24 protein-coding genes are annotated in these 21,035 nt (G+C 64.2%); 12 read left to right on the top strand and 12 right to left on the bottom strand.

The genetic code is table 11. The features are described from left to right. Window positions 1–2: 2 nt before the first annotated feature. The 7 genes from J7302_RS18740 to J7302_RS18710 all read left to right on the top strand — a co-directional run bounded on the left by J7302_RS18740 (window position 3) and on the right by J7302_RS18710 (window position 7,627). Window positions 3–1,103 (top strand): mannuronate-specific alginate lyase, encoded by a 1,101-nt coding sequence (locus tag J7302_RS18740; protein WP_215378093.1) that lies wholly within the window; start codon window positions 3–5, stop codon window positions 1,101–1,103. 101 nt (window positions 1,104–1,204) lie between these two features. Then, window positions 1,205–2,701 carry an MBOAT family O-acyltransferase gene (locus tag J7302_RS18735; RefSeq protein WP_215378088.1) on the top strand — a complete coding sequence of 499 codons (1,497 nt, stop codon included), beginning with the start codon at window positions 1,205–1,207 and terminating at the stop codon, window positions 2,699–2,701. A gap of 12 nt (window positions 2,702–2,713) precedes the next feature. Beyond that, window positions 2,714–3,862, top strand: coding sequence for an alginate O-acetyltransferase (locus tag J7302_RS18730; RefSeq protein ID WP_215378083.1), 1,149 nt, complete (start codon window positions 2,714–2,716; stop codon window positions 3,860–3,862). A gap of 73 nt (window positions 3,863–3,935) precedes the next feature. Then, complete coding sequence (locus J7302_RS18725; RefSeq protein ID WP_215378077.1) at window positions 3,936–4,580, top strand: alginate O-acetyltransferase AlgF; 645 nt, start codon at window positions 3,936–3,938, stop codon at window positions 4,578–4,580. Between the two features lie 123 nt (window positions 4,581–4,703). Beyond that, on the top strand, window positions 4,704–6,146 hold the full coding sequence (locus J7302_RS18720) for a mannose-1-phosphate guanylyltransferase/mannose-6-phosphate isomerase (RefSeq protein ID WP_215378071.1): 1,443 nt from the start codon (window positions 4,704–4,706) through the stop codon (window positions 6,144–6,146). 61 nt (window positions 6,147–6,207) lie between these two features. Beyond that, window positions 6,208–6,672: a multidrug transporter gene (locus tag J7302_RS18715; protein WP_215378066.1), complete on the top strand. Its 465-nt coding sequence runs from the start codon at window positions 6,208–6,210 to the stop codon at window positions 6,670–6,672. A gap of 124 nt (window positions 6,673–6,796) precedes the next feature. Beyond that, entirely contained in the window at window positions 6,797–7,627 is an 831-nt protein-coding gene (locus J7302_RS18710; RefSeq protein WP_215378063.1) for an SDR family oxidoreductase, read from the top strand. A gap of 68 nt (window positions 7,628–7,695) precedes the next feature. On the opposite strand, the gene J7302_RS18705 is transcribed toward J7302_RS18710, so the two are convergent. The 3 genes from J7302_RS18705 to bufA2 are packed head-to-tail and all read right to left on the bottom strand — an operon-like array spanning window position 7,696 to window position 9,611. Further along, on the bottom strand, window positions 7,696–8,463 hold the full coding sequence (locus J7302_RS18705; RefSeq protein ID WP_215378060.1) for an HvfC/BufC N-terminal domain-containing protein: 768 nt from the start codon (window positions 8,461–8,463) through the stop codon (window positions 7,696–7,698). After that, entirely contained in the window at window positions 8,454–9,299 is an 846-nt protein-coding gene (gene bufB / locus J7302_RS18700; protein ID WP_215378057.1) for an MNIO family bufferin maturase, read from the bottom strand. Before bufB ends, J7302_RS18705 begins: the two co-directional genes overlap by 10 nt. 54 nt (window positions 9,300–9,353) lie before the next feature. After that, complete coding sequence (gene bufA2 / locus J7302_RS18695) at window positions 9,354–9,611, bottom strand: BufA2 family periplasmic bufferin-type metallophore (RefSeq protein ID WP_215378054.1); 258 nt, start codon at window positions 9,609–9,611, stop codon at window positions 9,354–9,356. A 202-nt stretch (window positions 9,612–9,813) separates the two neighbouring features. Between bufA2 and J7302_RS18690 the strand changes: the two genes are divergently transcribed. Further along, window positions 9,814–10,182, top strand: coding sequence for a hypothetical protein (locus J7302_RS18690; RefSeq protein ID WP_215378050.1), 369 nt, complete (start codon window positions 9,814–9,816; stop codon window positions 10,180–10,182). Here the strand turns inward: J7302_RS18690 and J7302_RS18685 are convergent. Next, window positions 10,179–10,496, bottom strand: a complete 318-nt coding sequence (locus tag J7302_RS18685) for a cupin domain-containing protein (protein WP_215378047.1) — start codon at window positions 10,494–10,496, stop codon at window positions 10,179–10,181. The genes J7302_RS18690 and J7302_RS18685 overlap by 4 nt on opposite strands. Next, window positions 10,493–11,398, bottom strand: a complete 906-nt coding sequence (locus J7302_RS18680) for a DMT family transporter (RefSeq protein ID WP_215378043.1) — start codon at window positions 11,396–11,398, stop codon at window positions 10,493–10,495. Before J7302_RS18680 ends, J7302_RS18685 begins: the two co-directional genes overlap by 4 nt. Before the next feature lie 149 nt (window positions 11,399–11,547). Between J7302_RS18680 and J7302_RS18675 the strand changes: the two genes are divergently transcribed. Continuing rightward, a complete protein-coding gene (locus J7302_RS18675) occupies window positions 11,548–12,420 on the top strand; it encodes a helix-turn-helix domain-containing protein (RefSeq protein WP_215378041.1) in 873 nt (290 codons plus the stop codon). 147 nt (window positions 12,421–12,567) lie between these two features. Here the strand turns inward: J7302_RS18675 and J7302_RS18670 are convergent, their stop codons facing one another. The 3 genes from J7302_RS18670 to J7302_RS18660 all read right to left on the bottom strand — a co-directional run bounded on the left by J7302_RS18670 (window position 12,568) and on the right by J7302_RS18660 (window position 14,567). Next, entirely contained in the window at window positions 12,568–13,458 is an 891-nt protein-coding gene (locus J7302_RS18670) for a PA2778 family cysteine peptidase (protein WP_251702146.1), read from the bottom strand. 62 nt (window positions 13,459–13,520) lie between these two features. After that, window positions 13,521–13,922: a PA2779 family protein gene (locus tag J7302_RS18665; protein WP_215378035.1), complete on the bottom strand. Its 402-nt coding sequence runs from the start codon at window positions 13,920–13,922 to the stop codon at window positions 13,521–13,523. A gap of 144 nt (window positions 13,923–14,066) precedes the next feature. Continuing rightward, a complete protein-coding gene (locus J7302_RS18660; RefSeq protein WP_215378032.1) occupies window positions 14,067–14,567 on the bottom strand; it encodes a DUF3016 domain-containing protein in 501 nt (166 codons plus the stop codon). A gap of 495 nt (window positions 14,568–15,062) precedes the next feature. On the opposite strand from J7302_RS18660, the gene J7302_RS18655 reads away from it, so the two are divergent. After that, window positions 15,063–15,374, top strand: a complete 312-nt coding sequence (locus J7302_RS18655) for a DUF3509 domain-containing protein (RefSeq protein ID WP_215378029.1) — start codon at window positions 15,063–15,065, stop codon at window positions 15,372–15,374. 14 nt (window positions 15,375–15,388) lie between these two features. On the opposite strand, the gene J7302_RS18650 is transcribed toward J7302_RS18655, so the two are convergent. Then, the gene (locus J7302_RS18650) at window positions 15,389–15,877 is read right to left on the bottom strand and encodes a phosphate-starvation-inducible protein PsiE (protein WP_215378026.1); all 489 of its coding nucleotides are present in this window, start codon (window positions 15,875–15,877) and stop codon (window positions 15,389–15,391) included. 228 nt (window positions 15,878–16,105) lie between these two features. On the opposite strand from J7302_RS18650, the gene J7302_RS18645 reads away from it, so the two are divergent. Together J7302_RS18645 and J7302_RS18640 are read left to right on the top strand one after the other, a co-directional pair. Further along, window positions 16,106–17,095, top strand: a complete 990-nt coding sequence (locus tag J7302_RS18645) for an MBL fold metallo-hydrolase (RefSeq protein WP_215378023.1) — start codon at window positions 16,106–16,108, stop codon at window positions 17,093–17,095. A 163-nt stretch (window positions 17,096–17,258) separates the two neighbouring features. Further along, window positions 17,259–17,510, top strand: coding sequence for a YebG family protein (locus J7302_RS18640; RefSeq protein ID WP_215378020.1), 252 nt, complete (start codon window positions 17,259–17,261; stop codon window positions 17,508–17,510). Window positions 17,511–17,704: 194 nt separating this feature from the next. On the opposite strand, the gene J7302_RS18635 is transcribed toward J7302_RS18640, so the two are convergent. Genes J7302_RS18635 through pdhA form a run of 3 tightly spaced genes read right to left on the bottom strand, consistent with a single transcriptional unit; the run spans window position 17,705 to window position 20,918 of the window. Then, on the bottom strand, window positions 17,705–18,811 hold the full coding sequence (locus J7302_RS18635) for a dihydrolipoamide acetyltransferase family protein (RefSeq protein WP_215378015.1): 1,107 nt from the start codon (window positions 18,809–18,811) through the stop codon (window positions 17,705–17,707). Between the two features lie 21 nt (window positions 18,812–18,832). Next, a complete protein-coding gene (locus J7302_RS18630) occupies window positions 18,833–19,834 on the bottom strand; it encodes an alpha-ketoacid dehydrogenase subunit beta (RefSeq protein WP_215378011.1) in 1,002 nt (333 codons plus the stop codon). Beyond that, the gene (gene pdhA, locus J7302_RS18625; protein ID WP_215378008.1) at window positions 19,827–20,918 is read right to left on the bottom strand and encodes a pyruvate dehydrogenase (acetyl-transferring) E1 component subunit alpha; all 1,092 of its coding nucleotides are present in this window, start codon (window positions 20,916–20,918) and stop codon (window positions 19,827–19,829) included. Before pdhA ends, J7302_RS18630 begins: the two co-directional genes overlap by 8 nt. Window positions 20,919–21,035 lie beyond the last annotated feature (117 nt).

Genomic DNA, 21,035 nt, shown 5'->3' with positions numbered 1-21,035 from the left:
CCATGCAACGACAACTCTGGCTCCTGGCGCCCTGCCTGCTGGGCAGCACCTTGCTCTGCCCCCAGGTATTCGCGGCCTCTCTGGTACCACCGCCCGGCTACTTCGCCCCTGTGGATATTGACGACAAGGCACCGCGCACCTGCGCAGCGCCGCCGGCGCCCTACACCGCCAAGCTGGAATTCCGTAGCAAATACGAAGGCTCCGACAAGGCCCGCGCCACGCTCAATCCGGCGGCGGAGAAAGCCTTCCGCGACAAGACCGCGGACATCAGCGAGATGGAGCGCGGGGTCAGCAAGATGGTCATGCAGTACATGCGTGAAGGCCAGCGCCCGCAGCTCGAATGCACCCTGCAATGGCTGGGCAGTTGGGCCCACGCCAACGCCCTGCTGAGCACCGACTACAACCACACCGGCATGTCCATGCGCAAATGGGCGCTGGGCAGCATGTCCTCGGCCTACCTGCGCCTGAAGTTCTCCAAGTCGCAGCCGCTGGCACCCTACCGGGCACAGACCCAGGTGATCGAGTCCTGGTTCGCCAAGCTGGCCGACCAGGTGGTGAAGGACTGGAGCAGCCGGCCCCTGGACAAGATCAACAACCATGCCTACTGGGCGGCCTGGTCGGTCATGGCGACGGCAGTAGCAACCGACCGCCGCGACCTCTTCGACTGGTCCGTGAAGCAGTTCCGTGTGGCGGCCAACCAGGTCGATCGCGACGGTTTCCTGCCCAACGAGCTCAAGCGCCGCCAGCGCGCCCTCGCCTACCACAACTACAGCCTGCCGCCGCTGGCGATGGTCGCCAGCTTCGCCCAGGCCAACGGCGTGGATCTGCGCAATGAAAACAACGGCGCCCTGCGCCGCCTCGGCGAGAAGGTGATCGAAGGCGTCGAGGACCAAAAGTCTTTCGACAAGAAAACCGGCAAGGACCAGGACATGACCGAGCTGAAGAAGCACAGCAAGTTCGCCTGGCTGGAGCCCTGGTGCGAGCTCTACCAGTGCTCGGCCGAAACCCGCGAATGGAAGGATGAGATGGGGCCGTACAAGACCTTCCGCCTCGGCGGGGATGTGACCCAGGTGTTCCATCCGAAGAAGGGAGGTGGGAGCTAGCGCGAACGGCCCCTCTCCCAGCGGGAGAGGGGAGAAAAACCACCCGCCCCCGCGCAGCCGCGGCGGCGGCCCTGTAACCGACACACAACGGAGAGACTCGGATGGTCTTTTCTTCAAACGTGTTCCTGTTCCTGTTCCTGCCGATCTTCCTCGGCATGTACTACCTGGTCGGGACGCGCTATCGAAACCTGCTGTTGCTGGTTGCCAGCTACATCTTCTACGCGTGGTGGCGCATCGACTTCCTTGCATTGTTCGCTGCGGTCACGGTGTTCAATTACTGGATCGGCCTGCGCATAGGCGCTGCTGGCGTGCGCACGAAAACCGCGCAGAAATGGCTGCTCCTCGGCGTAGCGGTCGACCTCTGCGTGCTGGGCTATTTCAAGTACGCCAACTTCGGCGTCGACAGCCTCAACGCCATGATCAGCTCGTTCGGCATGGAGCCCTTCGTGCTCACCCACATCCTGTTGCCGATCGGGATTTCCTTCTACGTCTTCGAGTCCATCAGCTACATCATCGACGTCTACCGGGGCGACACGCCGGCGACCCACAACCTGATCGACTTCGCCGCCTTCGTGGCGATCTTCCCGCACCTGATCGCCGGCCCGGTGCTGCGCTTCCGCGACCTGGTTGATCAGTTCAACCACCGCACCCACACCGTCGACAAGTTCGCCGAAGGCTGCACGCGCTTCATGCAGGGCTTCATCAAGAAGGTCTTCATCGCCGACAGCATCGCGCCCATCGCCGACCACTGCTTCGCGCTCTCCGACCCCACCACGGGTGACGCCTGGCTTGGCGCGCTGGCCTACACCGCGCAGCTGTATTTCGACTTCTCCGGTTACAGCGACATGGCCATCGGCCTCGGCCTGATGATGGGGTTCCGCTTCATGGAAAACTTCAACCAGCCCTACATCAGCCAGTCCATCACCGAGTTCTGGCGGCGCTGGCACATCAGCTTGTCCACCTGGCTGCGCGACTACCTCTACATCAGCCTGGGCGGCAACCGCGGCACCACCTTCCAGACCTACCGCAACCTGTTCCTCACCATGTTGTTGGGCGGCCTGTGGCACGGGGCCAACTTCACTTACATCATCTGGGGCGCCTGGCACGGAGTCTGGCTGGCCATCGAGCGTGCCCTGGGCGTCAACGCCGCGCCGACGGTGATCAACCCGCTGAAATGGGCCCTCACCTTCCTGCTGGTGGTGATCGGCTGGGTGATCTTCCGCGCCGAGAACCTCGACGTCGCCTGGCGCATGTACGCCGCCATGTTCAGCTTCGGTGACTGGCAGCTGTCCGAACTCAACCGCGCCCAGCTGACCAGCCTGCAGATCGCCACCCTGATCCTGGCCTACGTCGTGCTCGCCTGGTTCGGCATCCGCCAGTTCCATGCCCAGCCGTTGTCCGGCGCGCCCAAGGCCAAGGCCAGCCAGGACGACGCAGACGTCCAGGTCAGCGGCAATGGCGCCGTCGCCCTGCAGAGCGCCTGGACCGGCCAGCTGCGCGCCGTGGCCCTGCACGCGGCCATCCTGGTGCTGTTCGCCGCCTCGGTGCTGAAGCTCTCGGCACAGAGCTTCTCGCCCTTCCTCTACTTCCAGTTCTGAGGGGAGACGACCATGAACCGAACCCTGAACCTGCTCTACATCCTGCTCTTCGCCGGCCTGCTGCTGACCCTCAACCTGCTTTCGATGCGCGGTGTATTCGGCTTTTCCGCAGCCCAGGACACCCCCGTGCTCAATGGCAAGCTGGCCCAGGCCTTCGAGAAACACTACGACGCCGAATTCCCGGTCAAGCAACCGGGCACCAATCTCTGGGCGCTGCTGGACTTCAAACTGTTCGGCGAGGGCCGTCAGGGCGTGCTGATCGGAGAGAACGGCTGGCTCTATTCGGACGAAGAGTTCGACCCGGTAGCGGACGGCACTCGCCACCTGCGCGACAACCTGGCGCTGATCCAGGGCGTACGTGACGAACTGGCGCGGCACAAGGTGGAACTGGTCCTGGCGATCGTCCCGGCCAAGTCGCGGCTCTACCCGGAGCACGTCGGCGATTCCACCCCGACCGCCCTGCGCGAGGACCTCTATCCGCGCTTCCTCGGTGCCGCACATAAAGCGGGGATCATCGCCCCGGACCTGTTCGCCAGCCTGGAACAGGCCAAGGACCAGGGCCAGGTCTTCCTGCGCACCGACACCCACTGGACCCCGCTGGGCGCTGAAGTGGTCGCGGGCCGTCTGGGCCAGGCGGTGACCAAAGCCATGACCCTGCGCGGCGCCCCGCAGCACTACATCACCCAGAACGAAGGCAGCGAGACCTACAAGGGCGACCTGACCCGCTTCCTGCCCCTGGACCCGTTGTTCGAGGAGTTGATGCCAGCCCCTGACCACCTGCAGAAACGCGCTACCCGCGCCGCAGACGAAGCAGCATCGGCCGGCGACGCCCTATTCGCCGAAACCGAAGTGCCCGTGGCCCTGGTCGGCACCAGCTACAGCGCCAACGACCGCTGGAATTTCGCTGGTGCCCTGCGCCAGGCCCTGCAGCGCGACCTGGTCAACCACGCCGAAGACGGCCACGGACCGATCCTGCCGATGCTCAAGTACCTCAAGAGTGACGAGCTGAAGAACACCCCGCCGCAGCTGGTGATCTGGGAGTTCCCTGAGCGCTACCTGCCGATGGCCAGCGACCTCAGCGACTTCGATCCTGAATGGGTTGCCAGCCTGCGCAAGGGCGGCACCACCGACGAACGCCTGGCCGCACGGACAGGCCACTGAAGAGTCCCCCTCGCAGAGGGGAAACACGGGGCCCGAACCGGCCCCATTGAACGAGAAGATGGAGGTATACCCCATGAACCGACAGAACAATCGCAGCTGGACGTCATATGCCTGCGCCCTGGTCCTCGGCCTTGGCGCCTTGCAAGCCAATGCTGACGAAGGCGGCCTGTATGGCCCGCAGGCCCCCAAGGGTTCCGCTTTCGTCCGCGCGTACAACGCCACCAGCGGCGAACTCAGCGTGAATGTCGGCAATACCGCGCTGACCGATGTCCCTCCTCTGGGCTCCAGCGATTTCAAGTTCCTTCCGGCAGGGAACTACAGCGCCAAGGTCGGCAGCAGCAACCTCTCAGTGAAGCTGGAAGCCGACCACTACTACACCCTGGTCAATCAGCCAGGCAAGGACCCGCAACTGGTGGAAGAGCCGCCCTTCAAGAACAAGCAGAGGGCCCTGCTGCGGGTGCAGAACCTGACCGATGCCAAGCTCACCCTGAAAACCGCCGACGGCAAGACCCCAGTAGTGCCCGACGTCGCCCCGCAAGGCCGCGGCGAACGTGAAATCAACCCGGTGAAGGTCGGTCTCGCCCTGTTCGACGGCGACCGTAAGGTCAGCGACCTCAAGCCGATCTCGCTGCAGCGCGGCGAGGTGGTGTGCCTCTATATCACCGGCAGCGGCAGCAAGCTTTCGCCGGTGTGGGTGAAACGCCCGGTCGAGTCCTGAGCAACAGCCGGCGCGGATAACGTCCGCGCCACAGCTACCCGCCCCGCAGAGGGCGGGAAGAAAAATGAAAAGTGATCGATGGAAGCAGCGCCCACAACCCATGACAGTTCTAGGAGAAACACCATGATTCCTGTGATCCTCTCTGGCGGTAGCGGCTCTCGCCTCTGGCCTCTTTCGCGCAAGCAGTATCCCAAGCAGTTCCTCGCCCTTGCCGGTGACCACACCCTGTTCCAGCAGACCCTGCAACGCCTCTCTTTCGAGGGCATGCAGCCGGCCGTGCTGGTGGCCAACCAGGATCACCGTTTCATCGTCCAGGAACAACTCGACGGTATCGGCCTGGAAGCCCAATCCATGCTGCTCGAACCCTTTGGCCGCAACACCGCACCGGCCGTCGCCATCGCGGCCATGCAGCTGGTCGCCGAAGGCCGTGACGAGCTGATGCTGGTGCTGCCGGCCGACCATGTGCTGAAAGACCAGCGCGCGTTCCAGCAGGCCCTGGCATTGGCCACTATCGCAGCGGAACGGGGCGAAATGGTGCTCTTCGGCGTCCCGGCCGAGCGTCCGGAAACCGGCTATGGCTACATCCGTGGCCAGGTTGACGGCAACCTGCCAGACGGCATCAGCCGCGTCGCCCAGTTCGTCGAGAAGCCGGACGAGGCCCGCGCACGCCAGTACGTGGAGTCTGGCGACTACTTCTGGAACAGCGGCATGTTCCTGTTCCGCGCCAGCCGCTACCTGGAAGAACTCAAGCACCACGATGTGGATATCTACGACACCTGTCTGCTGGCCCTGGAGCGCAGCAAGCGTGACGGCATCGCGGTCAGTATCGACCCGGCCACTTTTGCCTGCTGCCCGGACAACTCCATCGACTACGCCGTGATGGAGAAAACCGCCCGCGCCTGCGTGGTACCGCTCTCCGCCGGCTGGAACGATGTCGGCAGCTGGAGTTCGATCTGGGAAGTGCACGACAAGGACAAGAACGGCAACGTCACCAAGGGCGACGTCGTGGTGCAGGACAGCCACAACTGCCTGGTCCACGGCAACGGCAAGCTGGTGTCGGTGATCGGCCTGGAAGACATCGTGGTCGTGGAAACCAAGGACGCCATGATGATCGCCCACAAGGACCGCGTGCAGGACGTGAAGAAGCTGGTCAACAAGCTGGATGCCGACGGCCGTAGCGAAACCCAGAACCACTGCGCGGTATATCGCCCCTGGGGTTCCTACGACTCAGTGGACATGGGCGGTCGTTTCCAGGTGAAACACATCACCGTCAAACCAGGCGCTCAGCTGTCGCTGCAGATGCACCACCACCGCGCCGAGCATTGGATCGTGGTGTCCGGCACCGCGCAGGTCACCTGCGACAACAAGACCTTCCTGCTCACCGAGAACCAGTCGACCTACATCCCCATCGCCTCCGTGCACCGCCTGGCCAACCCCGGCAAGATCCCGCTGGAGATCATCGAAGTGCAATCAGGCAGCTACCTGGGAGAGGACGACATCGAGCGGCTCGATGACGTCTACGGCCGCGCCCCGCAAACCGCCACGGTGCACAGCATCGCCCGCTGACGCTGGCTCCTCCAGGGACCCTCGCTCTGCGCTAGCATGGAAGGCCTCAAGGAGGCCTTCCATGCTCATCGGCGCCATTCTCGTCTTCACCTGGCTGATCCTGCTGATCCGCTACCCGACCAAGGCCCTGCCGCTATCACTGGCGGCAGTCTGTGGAGTCGCCCTGATCGCGGGCTGGGTGCTGTGGCAGGAGAAAGGCGAAGAACGTCGGTTCTCCCACCTGGAAATCAGCCTCACCTACAGCCCCGCCGAATGCCCTGCCGACCGCCCGCTGGCGATCCAGGTCCGCAATGGCAGCTCCGCCACCCTGCGTGACTTCGCCTGGCAGGTGCAGGCCTTCCGCCCCGACGACACCATCAATCTGGTGCAGCCCAGCTACGACCATCCGCGCTACCTCGGCCCCACCGAGTTGCAGGCCGGAGCCCAGTGGCGCGACTGCATCCCGCTGCCACCCATTCGCCAAGGTTATCGACCGCAATCACTGGAGTTTCGCGCCGCCAATCTGCGTGGCAAATTCGTCGATTGAGTAAACAGCGGCCGCTGCACGAAGTAGCCCCCTCTCCCAGGGGAGAGGGGAGAAAAGCGCAAGAGCTACCTCCCTCTCTTCAGGGAGAGGACAAACCGGACGCCCATCCAGCAAAGGACCCAACATGCCCAACCCCGTCGCCCTGATCACCGGCTGCTCCAGCGGTATCGGCCGCGCCCTTGCCGACGCTTTCAAGGCCGCCGGTTACAACGTCTGGGCCAGCGCCCGCCAGCCTGGCGACCTTGCCGAACTGGCGGCTGCCGGCTTCACCGCCGTAGCCCTGGACATCAACGATGAAGCCGCGGTGGCCGAGCTCGCCCAGCGCCTGGAAACGGAAACCGGACGACTCGACGTGCTGATCAACAACGCCGGCTACGGCGCCATGGGGCCGCTGCTGGACGGCGGCCCCGAGGCCCTGCGTCGGCAGTTCGAGACCAACGTGTTCGCCCTGGTGGGCGTGACCCGCGCCTGCTTCCCCCTGCTGCGCCGCAGCCGCGGCCTGGTGGTGAACATCGGCAGTGTCTCTGGTGTGCTGGTCACACCCTTCGCCGGTGCCTACTGCGCATCCAAGGCCGCGGTGCATGCGCTAAGCGATGCCCTGCGCCTGGAACTGGCGCCCTTCGGCATCGAGCTGATGGAAGTACAGCCCGGTGCCATTGCTTCCAGTTTCGGCACCAATGCCATCCGCGAGGCCGAAGCGCTGATCGCCGAGAGCTCGCCCTGGTGGCCCCTGCGCGAGGGCATCCGCGCCCGCGCTCGTGCCTCCCAGGACCACCCGACTCCAGCGGCCGACTTCGCCCACGCGCTGCTCACCGCCGTGCAACGCACACCGCGCCCGACGCTGGTACGCATCGGCAACGGCAGCCGCGCCCTGCCCCTGATCGCACGCTGGGTGCCACGTGGATTGTTGGATCGGGTGTTGAAGAAGCGGTTTGGCTTGGGGGTGTCGTTGTAGGCATCACTTCCCTCTCCCCCGCCCCCTCTCCCTGAAGAGGAGAGGGCCAAGGGAGTGGGCAAGCGGATTCAACCACTCCGCTCCACCAGCCCCTCACTTATCCACAATTTCAACCACCCCGCCGCCAGGGTCGGATCACCCAACGCCTCGCACAACTCGGAAAAGCTCCAGCCCTGCTCCACCATCCCCAGCAGCGCCTGTGTTTCTTCTTTCGCGAGGCTGCGGTACTGCCCCACCAGCTCCCGCCGCCATGCCAGACACAGCTCCGCCCGTGCGAGAGCCTGGCAAGCGGGAAACTCAGCCCCGTGCTTCACTGCCCGCCATAGCGCCAGGCTGTTGAACTGGCATGACACGCGCTGCACGCTGGGCAGCAGCGCCAGGCGCAGCTCCGGCCAATCTTCGGCTGGCAAGTGCGCCATCTGCATCAAGGTCAGCGGCTCCCCGTCCGGCGCATCGAACGCCAGGGTAAAAGCCCACTCCAGCCGCGCCAGCTCAGCCAGCGGCGCGGCTTGCTCCGCTACCAGCCAGGTCTCGATGAAGTCGGCCAATCCGGCGCCCAGCCAGCGCAAGCTGAAATGGCGGGAAGGATGGGCACGCAGGTAAGCGCGAGCCAATGCGTCGAACTCGTCGTCGCCGAGCCAGTGGTGAATAGTCGGGTAATCGCCGCGCAAGGCTTCGATCAGCCGCGCGCCGTAGGCGTGATGGTAGATCTGCAGACCCTCGACCGCGCTGAGCGCAGGGCCTCCGTGCAGGCCTGCGAGCAGGTCGGCGTCCAGCGTCCCACCTTCATCCAACAGGTAGGCTTCGAAGCGCTGCTGGTATTCCTTCAGGCGCATGCGGCCTCCCGAGCGAAAGTCGCATCAGCCAGCGCACGCGCTTTCTGCAACTCACTCAGCAGTTCATCCAGCGGCGGCAGGTGGTCATCGCGCTCGAGCAGCGTCGACACCGGCCCCAGGTGCGCCAGGGTGTGCTGGTAGAGCGCCCACACCGGGTCGCACACAGGTTGGTCGTGCGTATCGATCAGGTAATGGCCGTAGTCGCTGTGACCGGCCAGGTGCAGTTGGCGGATCGCGCCTGCCGGCAAGGCACTGATGAAGTCCCAGGGCTCGAAACCCTGGTTGCGCGCACTCACATAGACGTTATTCACATCCAGCAGCAGCTCACAGTCGGTGCGCTCGGCCAGCGCAGCAAGGAACTGCCACTCGCTCATTTCGCTGTCGGTACAACGCAGATAGCTGGAGACGTTCTCCAACACCAGCGAGCGACCGATCACGTCCTGCACCTGATTTACCCGCTCAGACACATGCGCCAGGCTCTCTTCGGTGAAGGGCAGCGGCAACAGGTCATGCAACTGATGGGCGCTGCCCCGACTCCAGCACAGGTGATCGGAGATCCAACGCGGCCGAACCCTCCCCGCCAGTGATTTGAGGCGCCGCAGGTAGTCGCGGTCCAGGTCATGCGGGCCACCGATGGACAACGAGACGCCGTGCATCACCAGCGGATAGCGCTCGGCAATGGCGTCCAGGTAATAGAGCGGCTTTCCGCCCTCGACCATGTAGTTCTCCGAGATGATCTCAAACCAGTCCACCGGCGGTGCGTGGTCAAGGATGTCCTGGTAGTACTGGGTTCTCAGCCCCAGGCCAAAGCCCAGGTTTGTGCTGTCCGTGTGCATGGCTAGCCCCTGTCAGTGGGACGTGGGGCAGCCCGAAGGCCGCCCCGCTCCGGGTCATGCCCCAACCTTGCCGCCCGCGTTGTTGCACTCGGCCAGGGTGGTGCTCTTGAAGCCCTGCCCCTTGCAGGCGCCCTGTCCTTTGCAGGCGTTGTTGGCGGTCTTGCAGTCGTTCTGGCCCTTGCACGCGTTGATGCCATAGCAGTGCACCATGGCCTCTTCGGCGAAAACCTGGGTCGGCAGGCTGGCGAACAGGCCGGCGGCGGCCAGGGCGAGAGCGGCACCGGTCATGGTGGCGGAGGTCTTGATGGTCATTTTTATGCGTCCTCTAACAGTAGGTTGAGCCGCCCCAGATCGACTTCATGGTGCGGACATAGAGATAGAGAACGCAGGCCCCCCTGCGTTACAGCACAGGCGGATTTTTTGTAGCCCGGATGGAATCCGGGAAAATAGCTCACTGCCGCTCCCGGATTGCATCCGGGCTACAGTCTCCAAACATCCACTGCGAGTAACGAGTATGTCGCTTCCCCTCCGCTATGCCCTCGGCGGCGTCGCCCTGGCCATCATCCTCAACCTGCTGCTGCGCACCTTCGTCAAGGTCGGAGGGATCTTCGCCACACTGATCGTCGCTACCGCTGTCTCGGCAGCCATGGCGCTGTGGTTCCGCCTGGCGCAGCATCGCGCGCCCAGCGCAGGCGAGCGCTGGCGCATCGTGCTGTACTTCGCCGGAATTCTGGGAGTGCTGTACCTCGGTCTGTTGGGGATGATGACCGCGCAGGACACGCCCAGCCCCATGGGCGTGGTGTTGTTCGCCCTGCATTACCTCTGCTACCCGGTGCTGGTTGCGGTGATGCTGTCTGACCGGCTGTTCGGCAAGGCCCGTTAGACGCTGCCCTCACGCTCCACCACCAGGATGCGCGCCGCACCACGGGGATGGGCAACGTGTTCGCAGCCGACAGCAGCGTAGAACAGGTCTCCAACGCCCAGCAGCACCTGACGCTCCTCGCCGCCGTCGCGGTAATGCATCTGCACCTCGCCATCCAATACCACGAACACCTCCTGGCCATCGTTCACGTGCCAGACGTAGGGCTGGTCGGTCCAATGCAGGCGCACCGTAGTGCCGTCCAGGTTCGCGATATCCAGCGCACCCCAGGCTCGCTCGGCGGTGAAAGCGCAGCTACGTACCACCCGGCAGCTCATGCCCGGGCCTCCTCGGCTGCAGGTGCCACGGCAAGTTTTGGCTTGCGGAACACCAGCACGTTGCCCGCCATCACCAGTAGCAGACCGAACAAGGCCGGGGCAGTCCATTCATAGCCTTCGACGAACGCCGAAATGTTCAGCGCCACCACCGGGAACAGCACCGTGCAGTAGGCCGCGCGCTCCGGCCCCATGCGCCCCACCAAGGTCAGGTAGGCGGTGAAGCCGATCACCGAGCCGGGAATGGCCAGGTACAGCAGCGAACCGACATAACGGGTGTTCCACTCCATCGCGAATGGCGTACCGCTCACCAGGCACCAGGCGCAGAGCAGCAGGGTGCCGTAGAGCATGCCCCAGGCGTTAGTGGTGAGCGGCTTGAGGCCAACTTTCTGTTGCAGGCTGGAGAGGATGTTGCCAGCGGAAAAGCACAACGTGCCGAGCAGGGCCAAGCCGAGGCCCATCAAGGTTTCGCGGCTGGCGGTGTGGCCGGACAACTCTGGCCAGAACAACAGCGCCAGGCCTGCGAGCCCGAGGCCGCCGCCGGCCAGCACGTTTGGCGCGATGCGCTGACCGAAGAAGATCCGAGCGTTCAGCGCATTCCACAAGGTTGCTGTGGAAAACACCACGGCGATCAGGCCGCTGGGGATCCATTGGCTCGCGGTGTAGAAGCACAGGAAGTTGATGCAGAACAGGCACAGGCCCTGAGCCAGGCAGATCATCTGCGCGCGGCCGTCAAGCTTCTGCAGGCGGCGGCTGAGCAGGAGGATGGCGAACAGCACGACAGCTGCCAAGCCAAAGCGATAGGCGATGGAAACCGGAATGGCGACCTCGCCCATCTGCAGCTTGATAGCGATCCAGGTGGTGCCCCAGATCACGACGGTGAGCAGGTAAAGCGACAGGTTCATGAGAATAACTCCCGGTGGCAGTGAGGGAAGTCTCCACCTCGCAGGCTCTGCCCGCTTGCACAAACTTGCGCTTATCTCGTCGGCTCGCTGCCCAGGCGCGGGCACACGCGTTAGGATTGCCAACATCGCAACCAGCTCGACTCCAAGCCATGTCGCCGCTCGAACAGAACCAGGTATTCCAGTCCCTCAGCAGCTCCCCGAACGCGCGCCTGGAGCATTGCGCGGAGCTGGGCGACGGGCTGGGCGCGGCACTCTGGAGCAATCACCACGATGCCCGTGATTACCAGGGGCCTGCACACCACACGCTGTCCTGCTACCTGGCCGGCGGCACCGGTACCTTCCGCCGCGAGCGGCCCGATACCAAGGGCGCGCCAGACAAACTGTGCGTCCTGCCGGCTGGCCATGAATCATCCTGGGTGATCAATGGCGAGATTCGCCTCGCCCATCTCTACTTCAGCGCCGAACATTTCGCCCAGGCGGCGATCACCCTGCTCGACCGCGAACCGCGCGAGCTGCAGCTGCGCGAGCGGACCTTCCTCGACGACCCGCAGCAAGCACACAACTTCCGTCAACTGATCGGTCTGGACTGGGACGAACCCGGCGAGCGCCTGCTGGCCAGCAGCCTCGCGCACGAAATGATCCATCACAGCCTGCTGACCCAGGCCGGCCTGCGCGAAGGGTTGAGGCTCAAGGGCGGGCTGGCGCCGGCCCTGCGAAAACGCCTGGTGGAGTACATCGAGCACCGGGTGGCTGAACCCATCAGCCTAGGCGAACTGTCGACCTTCGCCGCGCTCTCGGAATATCACTTCGCGCGCATGTTTCGCGAAAGCTTCGGCATGCCACCGCACCAATACCTGCTCGCCAGGCGCCTGGCGCGGGCGCGCAAGCTGCTGCAGGATACCGCCCTGCCCCTGGGCGAGATCGCCATGGCCTGCGGCTTCGCCAGCGCCAGCCACTTCAGCAACCGGTTCCGGGCAGCCATGGGCGGTACGCCGGGGGCGTTCCGAGCGGCGTTTCGGTAATCGATCATTGGGGCCGCATGGCTGCCCGCTGGCGTTCTCCTGCGGCTCTGAGGCTCAGCGACAACTCGTAGGTTGAGTGAAGCGAAGCCCAACAGTCCCCAAACCATTGGGCCTCGCCAGGCTCGGACCTATGAGGCCCGCACCAAATTACGGTGATGCGCAGGCGGGTAGTGCCGTGCACTGGCCCTTGCTGCTGGCAGAACTGGCCAGGGGGGCAGCCAGGCGCTGGTCATCGGGGGCCAGCGTGCGGGCGCAGGCGCGAGCCTGGGAGGCCTGGGAGGCACAGCCCTTTTCGCTCAGCACCTCGGACAGATTGAACCAGCCCAAGGCAAAGTCCGGCTTGCGGCGCAGGCTTTCGCGCAGGGCCTGCTCGGCGCCATTACGATCCCCTTCGGCGTAGCGTGCATTGGCCAGGGCGAACAGCGGCAGAGGCTCCTCCGGCCAGTGTTTGGCGGCCGTCCTATAGGCCTTCTCGGCTACCGGGCGCTGGGCGGTTTCCTCCAGGTCACTGGCGGATTTGAGCCAGGGCTCCAGCTGCGCCTCGGCAGGCAACTGGTCCGCCGGCACGGTCACTACTGCCCAACGCTCGGCACGCTCCCAGGTACGGTCGAAGCTGCGCAGATCGGTCACCCAGCGACGCTCGGTACCGGAACGCAACACCAGCTCATCCTTGCTGCGATCGAAGCCCACCACCACTGCAAAGTGCCAGCGTGGCAACAGGTCGAGGCCGAGGTTCTGCATCACCAGCACCGGATTGCCGGCTGCCACCTGTGTCAGCAGGGCATCCAGGTTCGGCTCCAGCGGGTAGACCAGCATGCCGTGCTGGCGCGCGGCAGCCACCAGTTCCAGCTTCAGGCTGCCCTCGCGCTCAGGTAGGTAGACGCGCGGCACCAGCGCTTCAGGCGAGGTCTTGACCCCGCGCTGCACCAGAACCGTGGCCAGCGCCGCTGGCCCGCACTGGTAAATCTCCTGGGGGTAGAACGGTACCTGGTCCAACTCCACTCGCTGAGGCAGCCGGTCGCTCTGCGGGGGCAGCATGGGCTGCCCCGCACAACCGGCAAGCACGAGGGCCAGCGCGGCGAGACATGGCCGCAACAGGTTTAGTTGATGCATTTGATGAAGCTGAAAATGTCTGTCGCGCAGAGCATGTCGGTAATGATGAAGATCACCAGGAACAGCACGATGATGCCGACCCAACCACCCGCCGGCTCCTGCTCGAGGCGCTGGTTGAACTGCGCCAGTTCGGCTGGCGTCAGGCTGGCGATACGGGCTTCGACCTGTTCACGAGGTACGCCGAGGGATTCGAGCTTCTGTTGCACCTGCTGGTCGTCGAGCATGGCGCGGAGCTGCTCGCGGTCTACCGGTTGGTGTTGGGACTGTTGCTGGATGGCCTGGGGAGTGCCGATCATGGCGGCATGGGCAACGGGGGCCTGGGCGAGAAAGGCAATCTGGCCGGCCATCAGAACAGCAGCAAGACTACGATTGCAGGAACGCGAAAGCATAGGAACTCTCCTTGGATTTGTTACGCATTGACCACAACCGCCCCCGACAGTTCCTTACTGCCTGAAGCCAAGTTGTTGATTCGTTCACAGTTTTAAAAATTGTCTGACGCAACTACGCGATTCATCCGCCGGAAAATCAGCCGATCAGTCAGCTGCGGCCTTGCCAAGGTTCCTGCGGAACCAATCGTCGAGCATGGCCTTCTCGTACCGCAACCGGTCGCTGCTGGAATAACGGTTGCCATGCTGGAGGTAGGCTTGGTCGATCACCATCGCCTCGCGACTGACTAGCACATTGCCATCCTGCTCAAAACTGTAGTGCATTTTTATCCGGGGCCAGGTGATTTCCCGCATGAAGCGGACATTCTGGAACTCCACGCGCCAAGGCTCGTAGCGGCCGGCAAGGTCGATATCGAGGATATCCACCTTGAAGGTCTGCCCGGCCTGCAAGTAACGCTCGCCCAGTTTCTGGATATGGGCTTTCAGCTCCTTCAGCACGACGTCATCCGCACCACGGCCATGGTCGCGCCCAAGATGGGCGTCGCTGAAGCTTTCCGGATGGGTGAAACGAACTTCGGTGGTGGCAGCAAGCGCTGCGGGGGTGAGGATCAGCACGGCGAGCACGATGAGGGGAAGCGCTGGACGCATGGCACACCTCCTGATGGCAACACCAGATTGACTGCCTCGCTCAGTGTACGCCTGCCTCCGAGGGAGGGAAGGGTGGCCGGTGGGCGGCGGCGTAGGGCGTACCCGTGACTTTCCGGGTCGCACTGCAACCCTTGGGGTATGAAGTCCCCCCTACCGCTTCCGTCGCTGCGTTATTGCGGCGAATTCATTGGCGCTCTGTCTGCGCTAGCTGTTGCCAGAAATCAACGTCCGGGCTGATGGGTAATGCGCTGCTCAGGAGAGGGTTATCCGAGCGCGACCGCAACTCTGCAATAAATTCTCGTTTGAACAATGGATGCAGTTGAAATTCCATAGTACTTACTGCGAGCGGATGCCCCTGCCAGGCAATGCGACCTATGGCGGTTCTCCAACGACACTTGGTCGGCGACGGGGCGCGCCGCTGGTCATTGCGGTTCGAACTTTGCAGAAGTCATGGCAGTCCAGAGATTCATTGCCCGATCAATCAGGTGACCTGCCATGTACAACCCATTCCAGATCCTGACCGACGCCTTCCAGGCCGAATACCGGGTCAATCTCAGCCTGGAACGGCAAGGAGGCAATATCATGCTGACCCTTACCAACAAGCGGGGCGTAGTGGCGCGGCGCATGATCAGCCCGGCCCAGCGCAACGATCCGGCTCGCCTGCAACGGGTGATCGAGAGTATCCGCCTGGGCATCGCCATCGAGCGCGGGCACGAGGTGGGCTCACTGCTGTGCGCCATGACCGGTGGCCGGGTCACTCCGGTTCGGCCTGGCCAGGTCTGTGCTGTGCAGAACGCGGGGATGTGAATGGAGGTGGCGGCTCAGGCCTCCTCCTCCACCACCTCATCGCGACGCAGGTGGCGCCGGTGGGGACCATCGCTCTGCACCGAAGGGAAGCGCGATGAGGCGAAACGCACCACAAGGATCGCCAGCGCCAGCAACAGGATCGCGCCGGACACATAGACCACCCCAAGGTCTGGACGGTGATGATGGGAAACGTCGGAGATCAGCAGACGGGTCAGCGCGGTGATGGCTACGTAGATCAGGAAGCGCACCGGCATGTGGTTGGTCTTGAAGTAGATGCCGACCATGGCGCCCAGTTCTAGGTAGATGAACAGGAGGAGGATGTCATCGACCGTAATGTGTCCCTTCTCCACCATTCCAAGGAACGCGACTACGGCGGCCCACGCGGTAATGCCACCAATGGCGAACAGCGCCAGGTAGTGGAAGCTCTCCACCAACAGGTTACCCAGCGATTCGGCCAGGCCATGCACGTTCTCGCGCAGGGTGTCAGCCCAGTTGATCTTCACGATACAGCTCCTTGATACGACAGGCCCAAGAGTGGCGGGCGAAAGTGACAGGGGGATTATGCAGGATGGAGGCCAGTGCCTCGTTATGAGGGCTGGGCCCACTGCCACGCCACTGGACAGGTTGTCGCACCCTTGACGAAGGGAAAGCTCCTCAGAAAAAGCTGCGGACTGGACAAGGCCGGGTCCGTACCCGCATAAACGCGGTTCGCACTGAAAAGGAGTTCCGTCATGATTCGCCCGCTCACTCCCCGACACGTCCTGCTCACCGCCCTCGCGCTGGCCATTCCACTGGCCACGCCAATTGCCACCCTGGCCGCGCCGGTGGCCAAGCAGCAGACCCAAGTGCCTGGTTTCTACCGCACGGCCGTGGGCGACCTGGAGATCACCGCGCTCTACGATGGCTACGTCGACCTCGGCACCAGCCTGCTCAAGGGCGCCAGCGCCGAGGACATCCAGAGCCTGCTCGCACGCATGTTCGTCGAGTCCAGCAAAGGCGTACAAACCGCCGTGAATGCCTACCTGGTCAACACCGGCAGCCATCTGGTGCTGGTCGATACCGGGGCAGCCAAGTGCTTCGGGCCCACCCTGGGCGGCATCCTCGGCAACCTGAAGGCAGCGGGCTACCAGCCGGAACAGATAGACAGCGTGCTGCTCACCCACCTGCATCCCGACCATGCCTGCGGCCTGCTGGATGCCGAAGGCGAGGCCGCTTTCGCTAACGCCACCGTATTCGTCAGCCGTGACGAAGCCAACTACTGGCTGAACCCCGAAGTCGCCGCCAAGGCCTCGGAAGACGGGAAGAAGTTCTTCGCGATGGCGCAGGCCGCGGTGGCGCCTTACAAGGCCGCCAGCCGCCTGAAGGTCTACGCTCCTGGCGACAGCCTGGTCGAAGGCCTCGTCGCCGCCCCCTCCCCCGGCCATACGCCTGGCCACACCGGCTACCTGTTCAGCTCCAAGGGCCAGAGCCTGCTGGTCTGGGGCGATGTGGTGCATAGCCACGCCACACAGTTCGCCAACCCGGATATCGCCATCGAATTCGATGTAGATAACGCCAAGGCCATTGCCAGCCGCAAACAGGTGTTTGATAACGCGGCAAAGGACAAGCTCTGGGTCGCCGGCGCCCACCTGCCCTTCCCCGGCCTCGGCCACGTTCGCCGAGAAAACAGTGGCTATGCTTGGGTACCGGCGGAGTACGGGCCAATCCGTAACGACCGTTGAGACGCGGATGACGATATCCCGCGCCAGCGGTGAAATCGTGAGCGAGCTCCAAGGCCCACGTCGTCGGGAAATTTGCCTTCGCCTATTCCCGTCGGCAGCCAATCCATATACTGTATGCACATACAGTAATTTTAAGCCAATGAACAAAGGTGAGGGGTGATGAATGGCCGTCGAAGTGGTGTATCGCAGCAGCCGCGATCCGGAGCGCCTGTTCATGGATAAGGCTGAAGCCGATCGTTACGACAAGATGCTGGAGCTGGCGGAGTCGCTGGCGGAAGTCCTGCAAAAGGCGGTGCCTTCACTCAGCGAACAGCAGGTAGAAGACATCGGCATCTTCATGGCCAAGCACCGCGACACTTTCGCCCGCGCGTTCAAGAACCAGCCTGAAGCGTTGTCTGAGCTGGGTACCGAGTAGACGACAGGTTGTACTTCCCCCGCCCCCAAAAGAGGAGAGGGGAGTTTATCCGTGCCGAGATCATTCCCGCGTCCAGCGCTGCCCCAATCTACCCGGTACTGCGCCAAAGTTTCAGGCGCGAGCCCCCTCTCCACGTGAGAGAGAGGGGCGGGGGACAGGGTGGCGGAGTCCGCCCCCAAGATACCGTCCCCGCGCTATGGCGCCTCCAACGCCTCCACCAATGCCTTGAGGAATCGCGCCGCCTCCCCGCCCGTCACCGCGCGGTGATCGAAGGTGAGCGACAGCGGCAGCACCGGATGAATCTCCACCTTGCCCTGCCAGGCCACCGGCTCTTCACGGATGCCCCCGGCACCGATGATGGCCACCTGCGGCGGCACCACCACAGGGTTGGCGTAGCGCCCGAACAGCATGCCGAAGTTGGACAGGGTGATGGTGGCGCCCATCATCTCCTGTGGCGGAATGGAGCGTGCCTTCACGTCCGCCCTCAAGCGCGCCAGGCCTTCCTTCAAGTCATCCGCAGCGCGCCCACCAACATCCCGCACCACCGGCACGAACAAACCGTCCGGGGTATCCACGGCAATGCCCAGGTCAAGTTTCTGGTGCTGGCGGATCGACAGGGCACGGCCATCGAACCAGCTGTTGAGGATGGGCTCCACTTCGCAGGCGGCGGCAATCGCCTTGGTGAGGCGGACCAGCGGGTCACGGGCCTGCGGCCAGCGGTGCAGGTCGGCGTCGCCGAAGATGGTCACCGGCACCACCTCGGCGTGGGAACGCGCCATGTTGATCGCCATGCTGCGCCGTACGCCACGCAGCTTTTCGCCACCGAAGCTTTCACGGGCGCTCTGCGCGGCCAGTTCCACGTCGGCCCGGGTCACCAGGCCGTCAGGGCCCGTGCCGGCGAGGCTACTCAGTTCCAGCCCAAGCTGCCGTGCCAGTTGGCGAACCGCCGGTGTCGCACGGGGCGCCAGGTGCTCGCGAGTGGACGGCGCGGCACCGACGAAGAAGCTATCGGCCTGGGCGCTGCCGCCACCCTCGAGGCGCCCGACCACGGTGCCGGCATCGTCGTCTTCGCCCTCATAGCCCAGCAGCGGCTCGCCGACATGGAGGATGTCGCCTTCCTTGCCGAACGTCTTGGCCACGACACCGTCGTGAGGTGCAGGGATATCCACAAGGGCCTTGGCGGTCTCCACCGAAACCAGCAACTGGTCGGCCTTGACGCTGTCCCCCACGTTCACATGCCACTGGACGATCTCAGCCTCCTGCAGGCCTTCCCCCAGATCGGGCAGTTTGAAGTATTTCATCGCGCACTCCTCTAACCGGGCTCAGGCGTAATTCAGTACCAGGTCGCAGGCCGCGAGGATGTCCTCGGGGCTCGGGATGTAGAGCTGCTCCAGGCGATACAGCGGCGGCGGGATGTCCGGCGCAGTGACCCGCTGGATCGGCGCCTGCAGGTCGAGCAGCGCACGCTCATAAAGGCTCGCAGCGATCTCTGCGCCCACCCCACAGGAGCGCGGTGCCTCATGCACGATCACGCAGCGCCCGGTCTTGCGCACTGAGGCCTCGAGGGTGTCGAGGTCCAGGGGCTTGATGCTGGCGACGTCGATCACCTCGGCGGAAACACCCCGCTCGGCCAGCAGGGTGGCGGCCTGCAAGGTCTCGTGGACGCTGGCCCCCCAACTGATCAGGGTCAGATCCGAGCCTTCACGCAGGGTGAAGCAGGTATCCAGCGGCAAACGCCTGCCATCGTCGACGATGGGTTGCGGGTTCATCCGGTAGAGCCGGGTGGGTTCGAGGAAGATCACCGGGTCTGGGTTGTCGATGGCCGCCAGCAGCAAGCCGTAGGCCCGTGCCGGTGACGAGGGGATCACGACGCGCAGGCCGGGGATATGGGCGAACAGCGCCTCGGTGCTTTCGCTGTGGTGCTCCGGCGCGCGGATGCCAGCGCCCATGGGGCTGCGCAGCACCATCGGGCAGCTCAGGCGGCCGCGGGTGCGACAGCGCAGGCGACTGGCGTGGGAGACCAGATGTTCCATGGCAGCGTAGATGAAGCCGAGGAACTGGATTTCCATCACCGGCTTCAGCCCTTGCGCGGCCATGCCGACAGCCAGGCCACCAAGCATCGTTTCCGCCAGCGGCGTGTCGATCACCCGCTTGAAGCCGAAGCGCTCGCGCAGGCCGAGGGTGGCGCGGAACACGCCGCCGTTGACGCCGACGTCCTCGCCCAGCACGACGACGTTCTCGTCCTCCAGCATCGCCCGGTGCAGCGCAAGATTGACGGCCTCCAGCAGGGCACGCTTTTCGGTCGTGATGTTGAGGTTACTCATGGCCTTGAACCTCCCTGCGCGCGACCCGTTCCAGCAACATTTCTCGCTGCTCGCCCAGTGCCGCAGGCCAGCGTGCGTAGACATGATCGAGGACGGACTCCACGGGCTGGATGCCTGCCGCTTCGAAGTTATCCACTGCTGCCTGCACCTGCCGCTGGCAATCGGCGATCAGCGCCTGCTCGCGGCCTTCGTCCCAGACCTGATGGCTCGCGAGGTAGCCCTGCAGACGCTTGACTGGTTCTTCCATCCAGGCCTGCTTGACCTCATCGGCGCTGCGGTAGCGCGTGGCATCGTCAGCCGTAGTGTGGTCGCCCAGGCGGTAGCTGATGCATTCGAGCAGCGCTGGCCCCTTGCCGTGACGGGCGCGTTCCAGGGCGGCCTTGACGCGGTCATACACAGCAATGACATCGTTGCCATCCACCTGCTCGCCGTGGAAGCCGGCACCGATGGCCTTCTGCGCAAGCGTCGGAGCACCGCACTGGATGCGCCGGGGCACCGAGATCGCCCATTGGTTGTTGTTCACCACGAACACCACGGGCAGTTGCCAGGCACCGGCCACGTTCAATGCCTCGAGGAAATCGCCCTTGCTGGTGGCGCCGTCGCCGCAGGTAGTGACGGCCACGCGGTGCTCGCCACGGATCTTGAAGGCCGAGGCGACGCCGCAGGCATGCAGGGACTGGGTGGCAATGGGCACGCAGATGGGGAAGTCTTCACGGGCGGCCGGGTCGACAAAGGCGCTGCCGCGTTCGTCGCCGCCCCAATAGAGGAGGATTTCCTCCATGCGCACGCCACGCATCAGTTGCACGGCGGTGTCACGGTAGTACGGCACCAGCACGTCTTCGGAGTGCATCAGGCTGCCGATGGCGACACCAATGGCCTCCTGTCCCAGGGTCGGGGCGTAGGTGCCGATGCGGCCGGTGCGCTGCAGGGCCACCGCTTTCTGGTCAAAGAGGCGGGTCAACACCATGCGCCGGTAGAGCTGGGTGAGGAGGTTGAAATCATCAGCCCAGTCGGGCAACTCGCCGACCAGGCGCCCCTCGGGGTCGAGGTAGCGGGTAAAAGGCAGATCGATCCTGCTGGACATAGCATCTCTCCTTACACCTTTTGGGTGCCTTCACAGGGGCCGACGCTCGTGACGTCGGGATTCCACGGAAGGTGCGCTGGTAAACGCCCGCTTCCTCATCCGACCGGCTCGCGCCCG

Source organism: Metapseudomonas boanensis, from assembly GCF_018704125.1.
GTDB classification, from domain to species: domain Bacteria; phylum Pseudomonadota; class Gammaproteobacteria; order Pseudomonadales; family Pseudomonadaceae; genus Metapseudomonas; species Metapseudomonas boanensis.
This window is presented reverse-complemented; position numbering and strand designations above follow the sequence as displayed.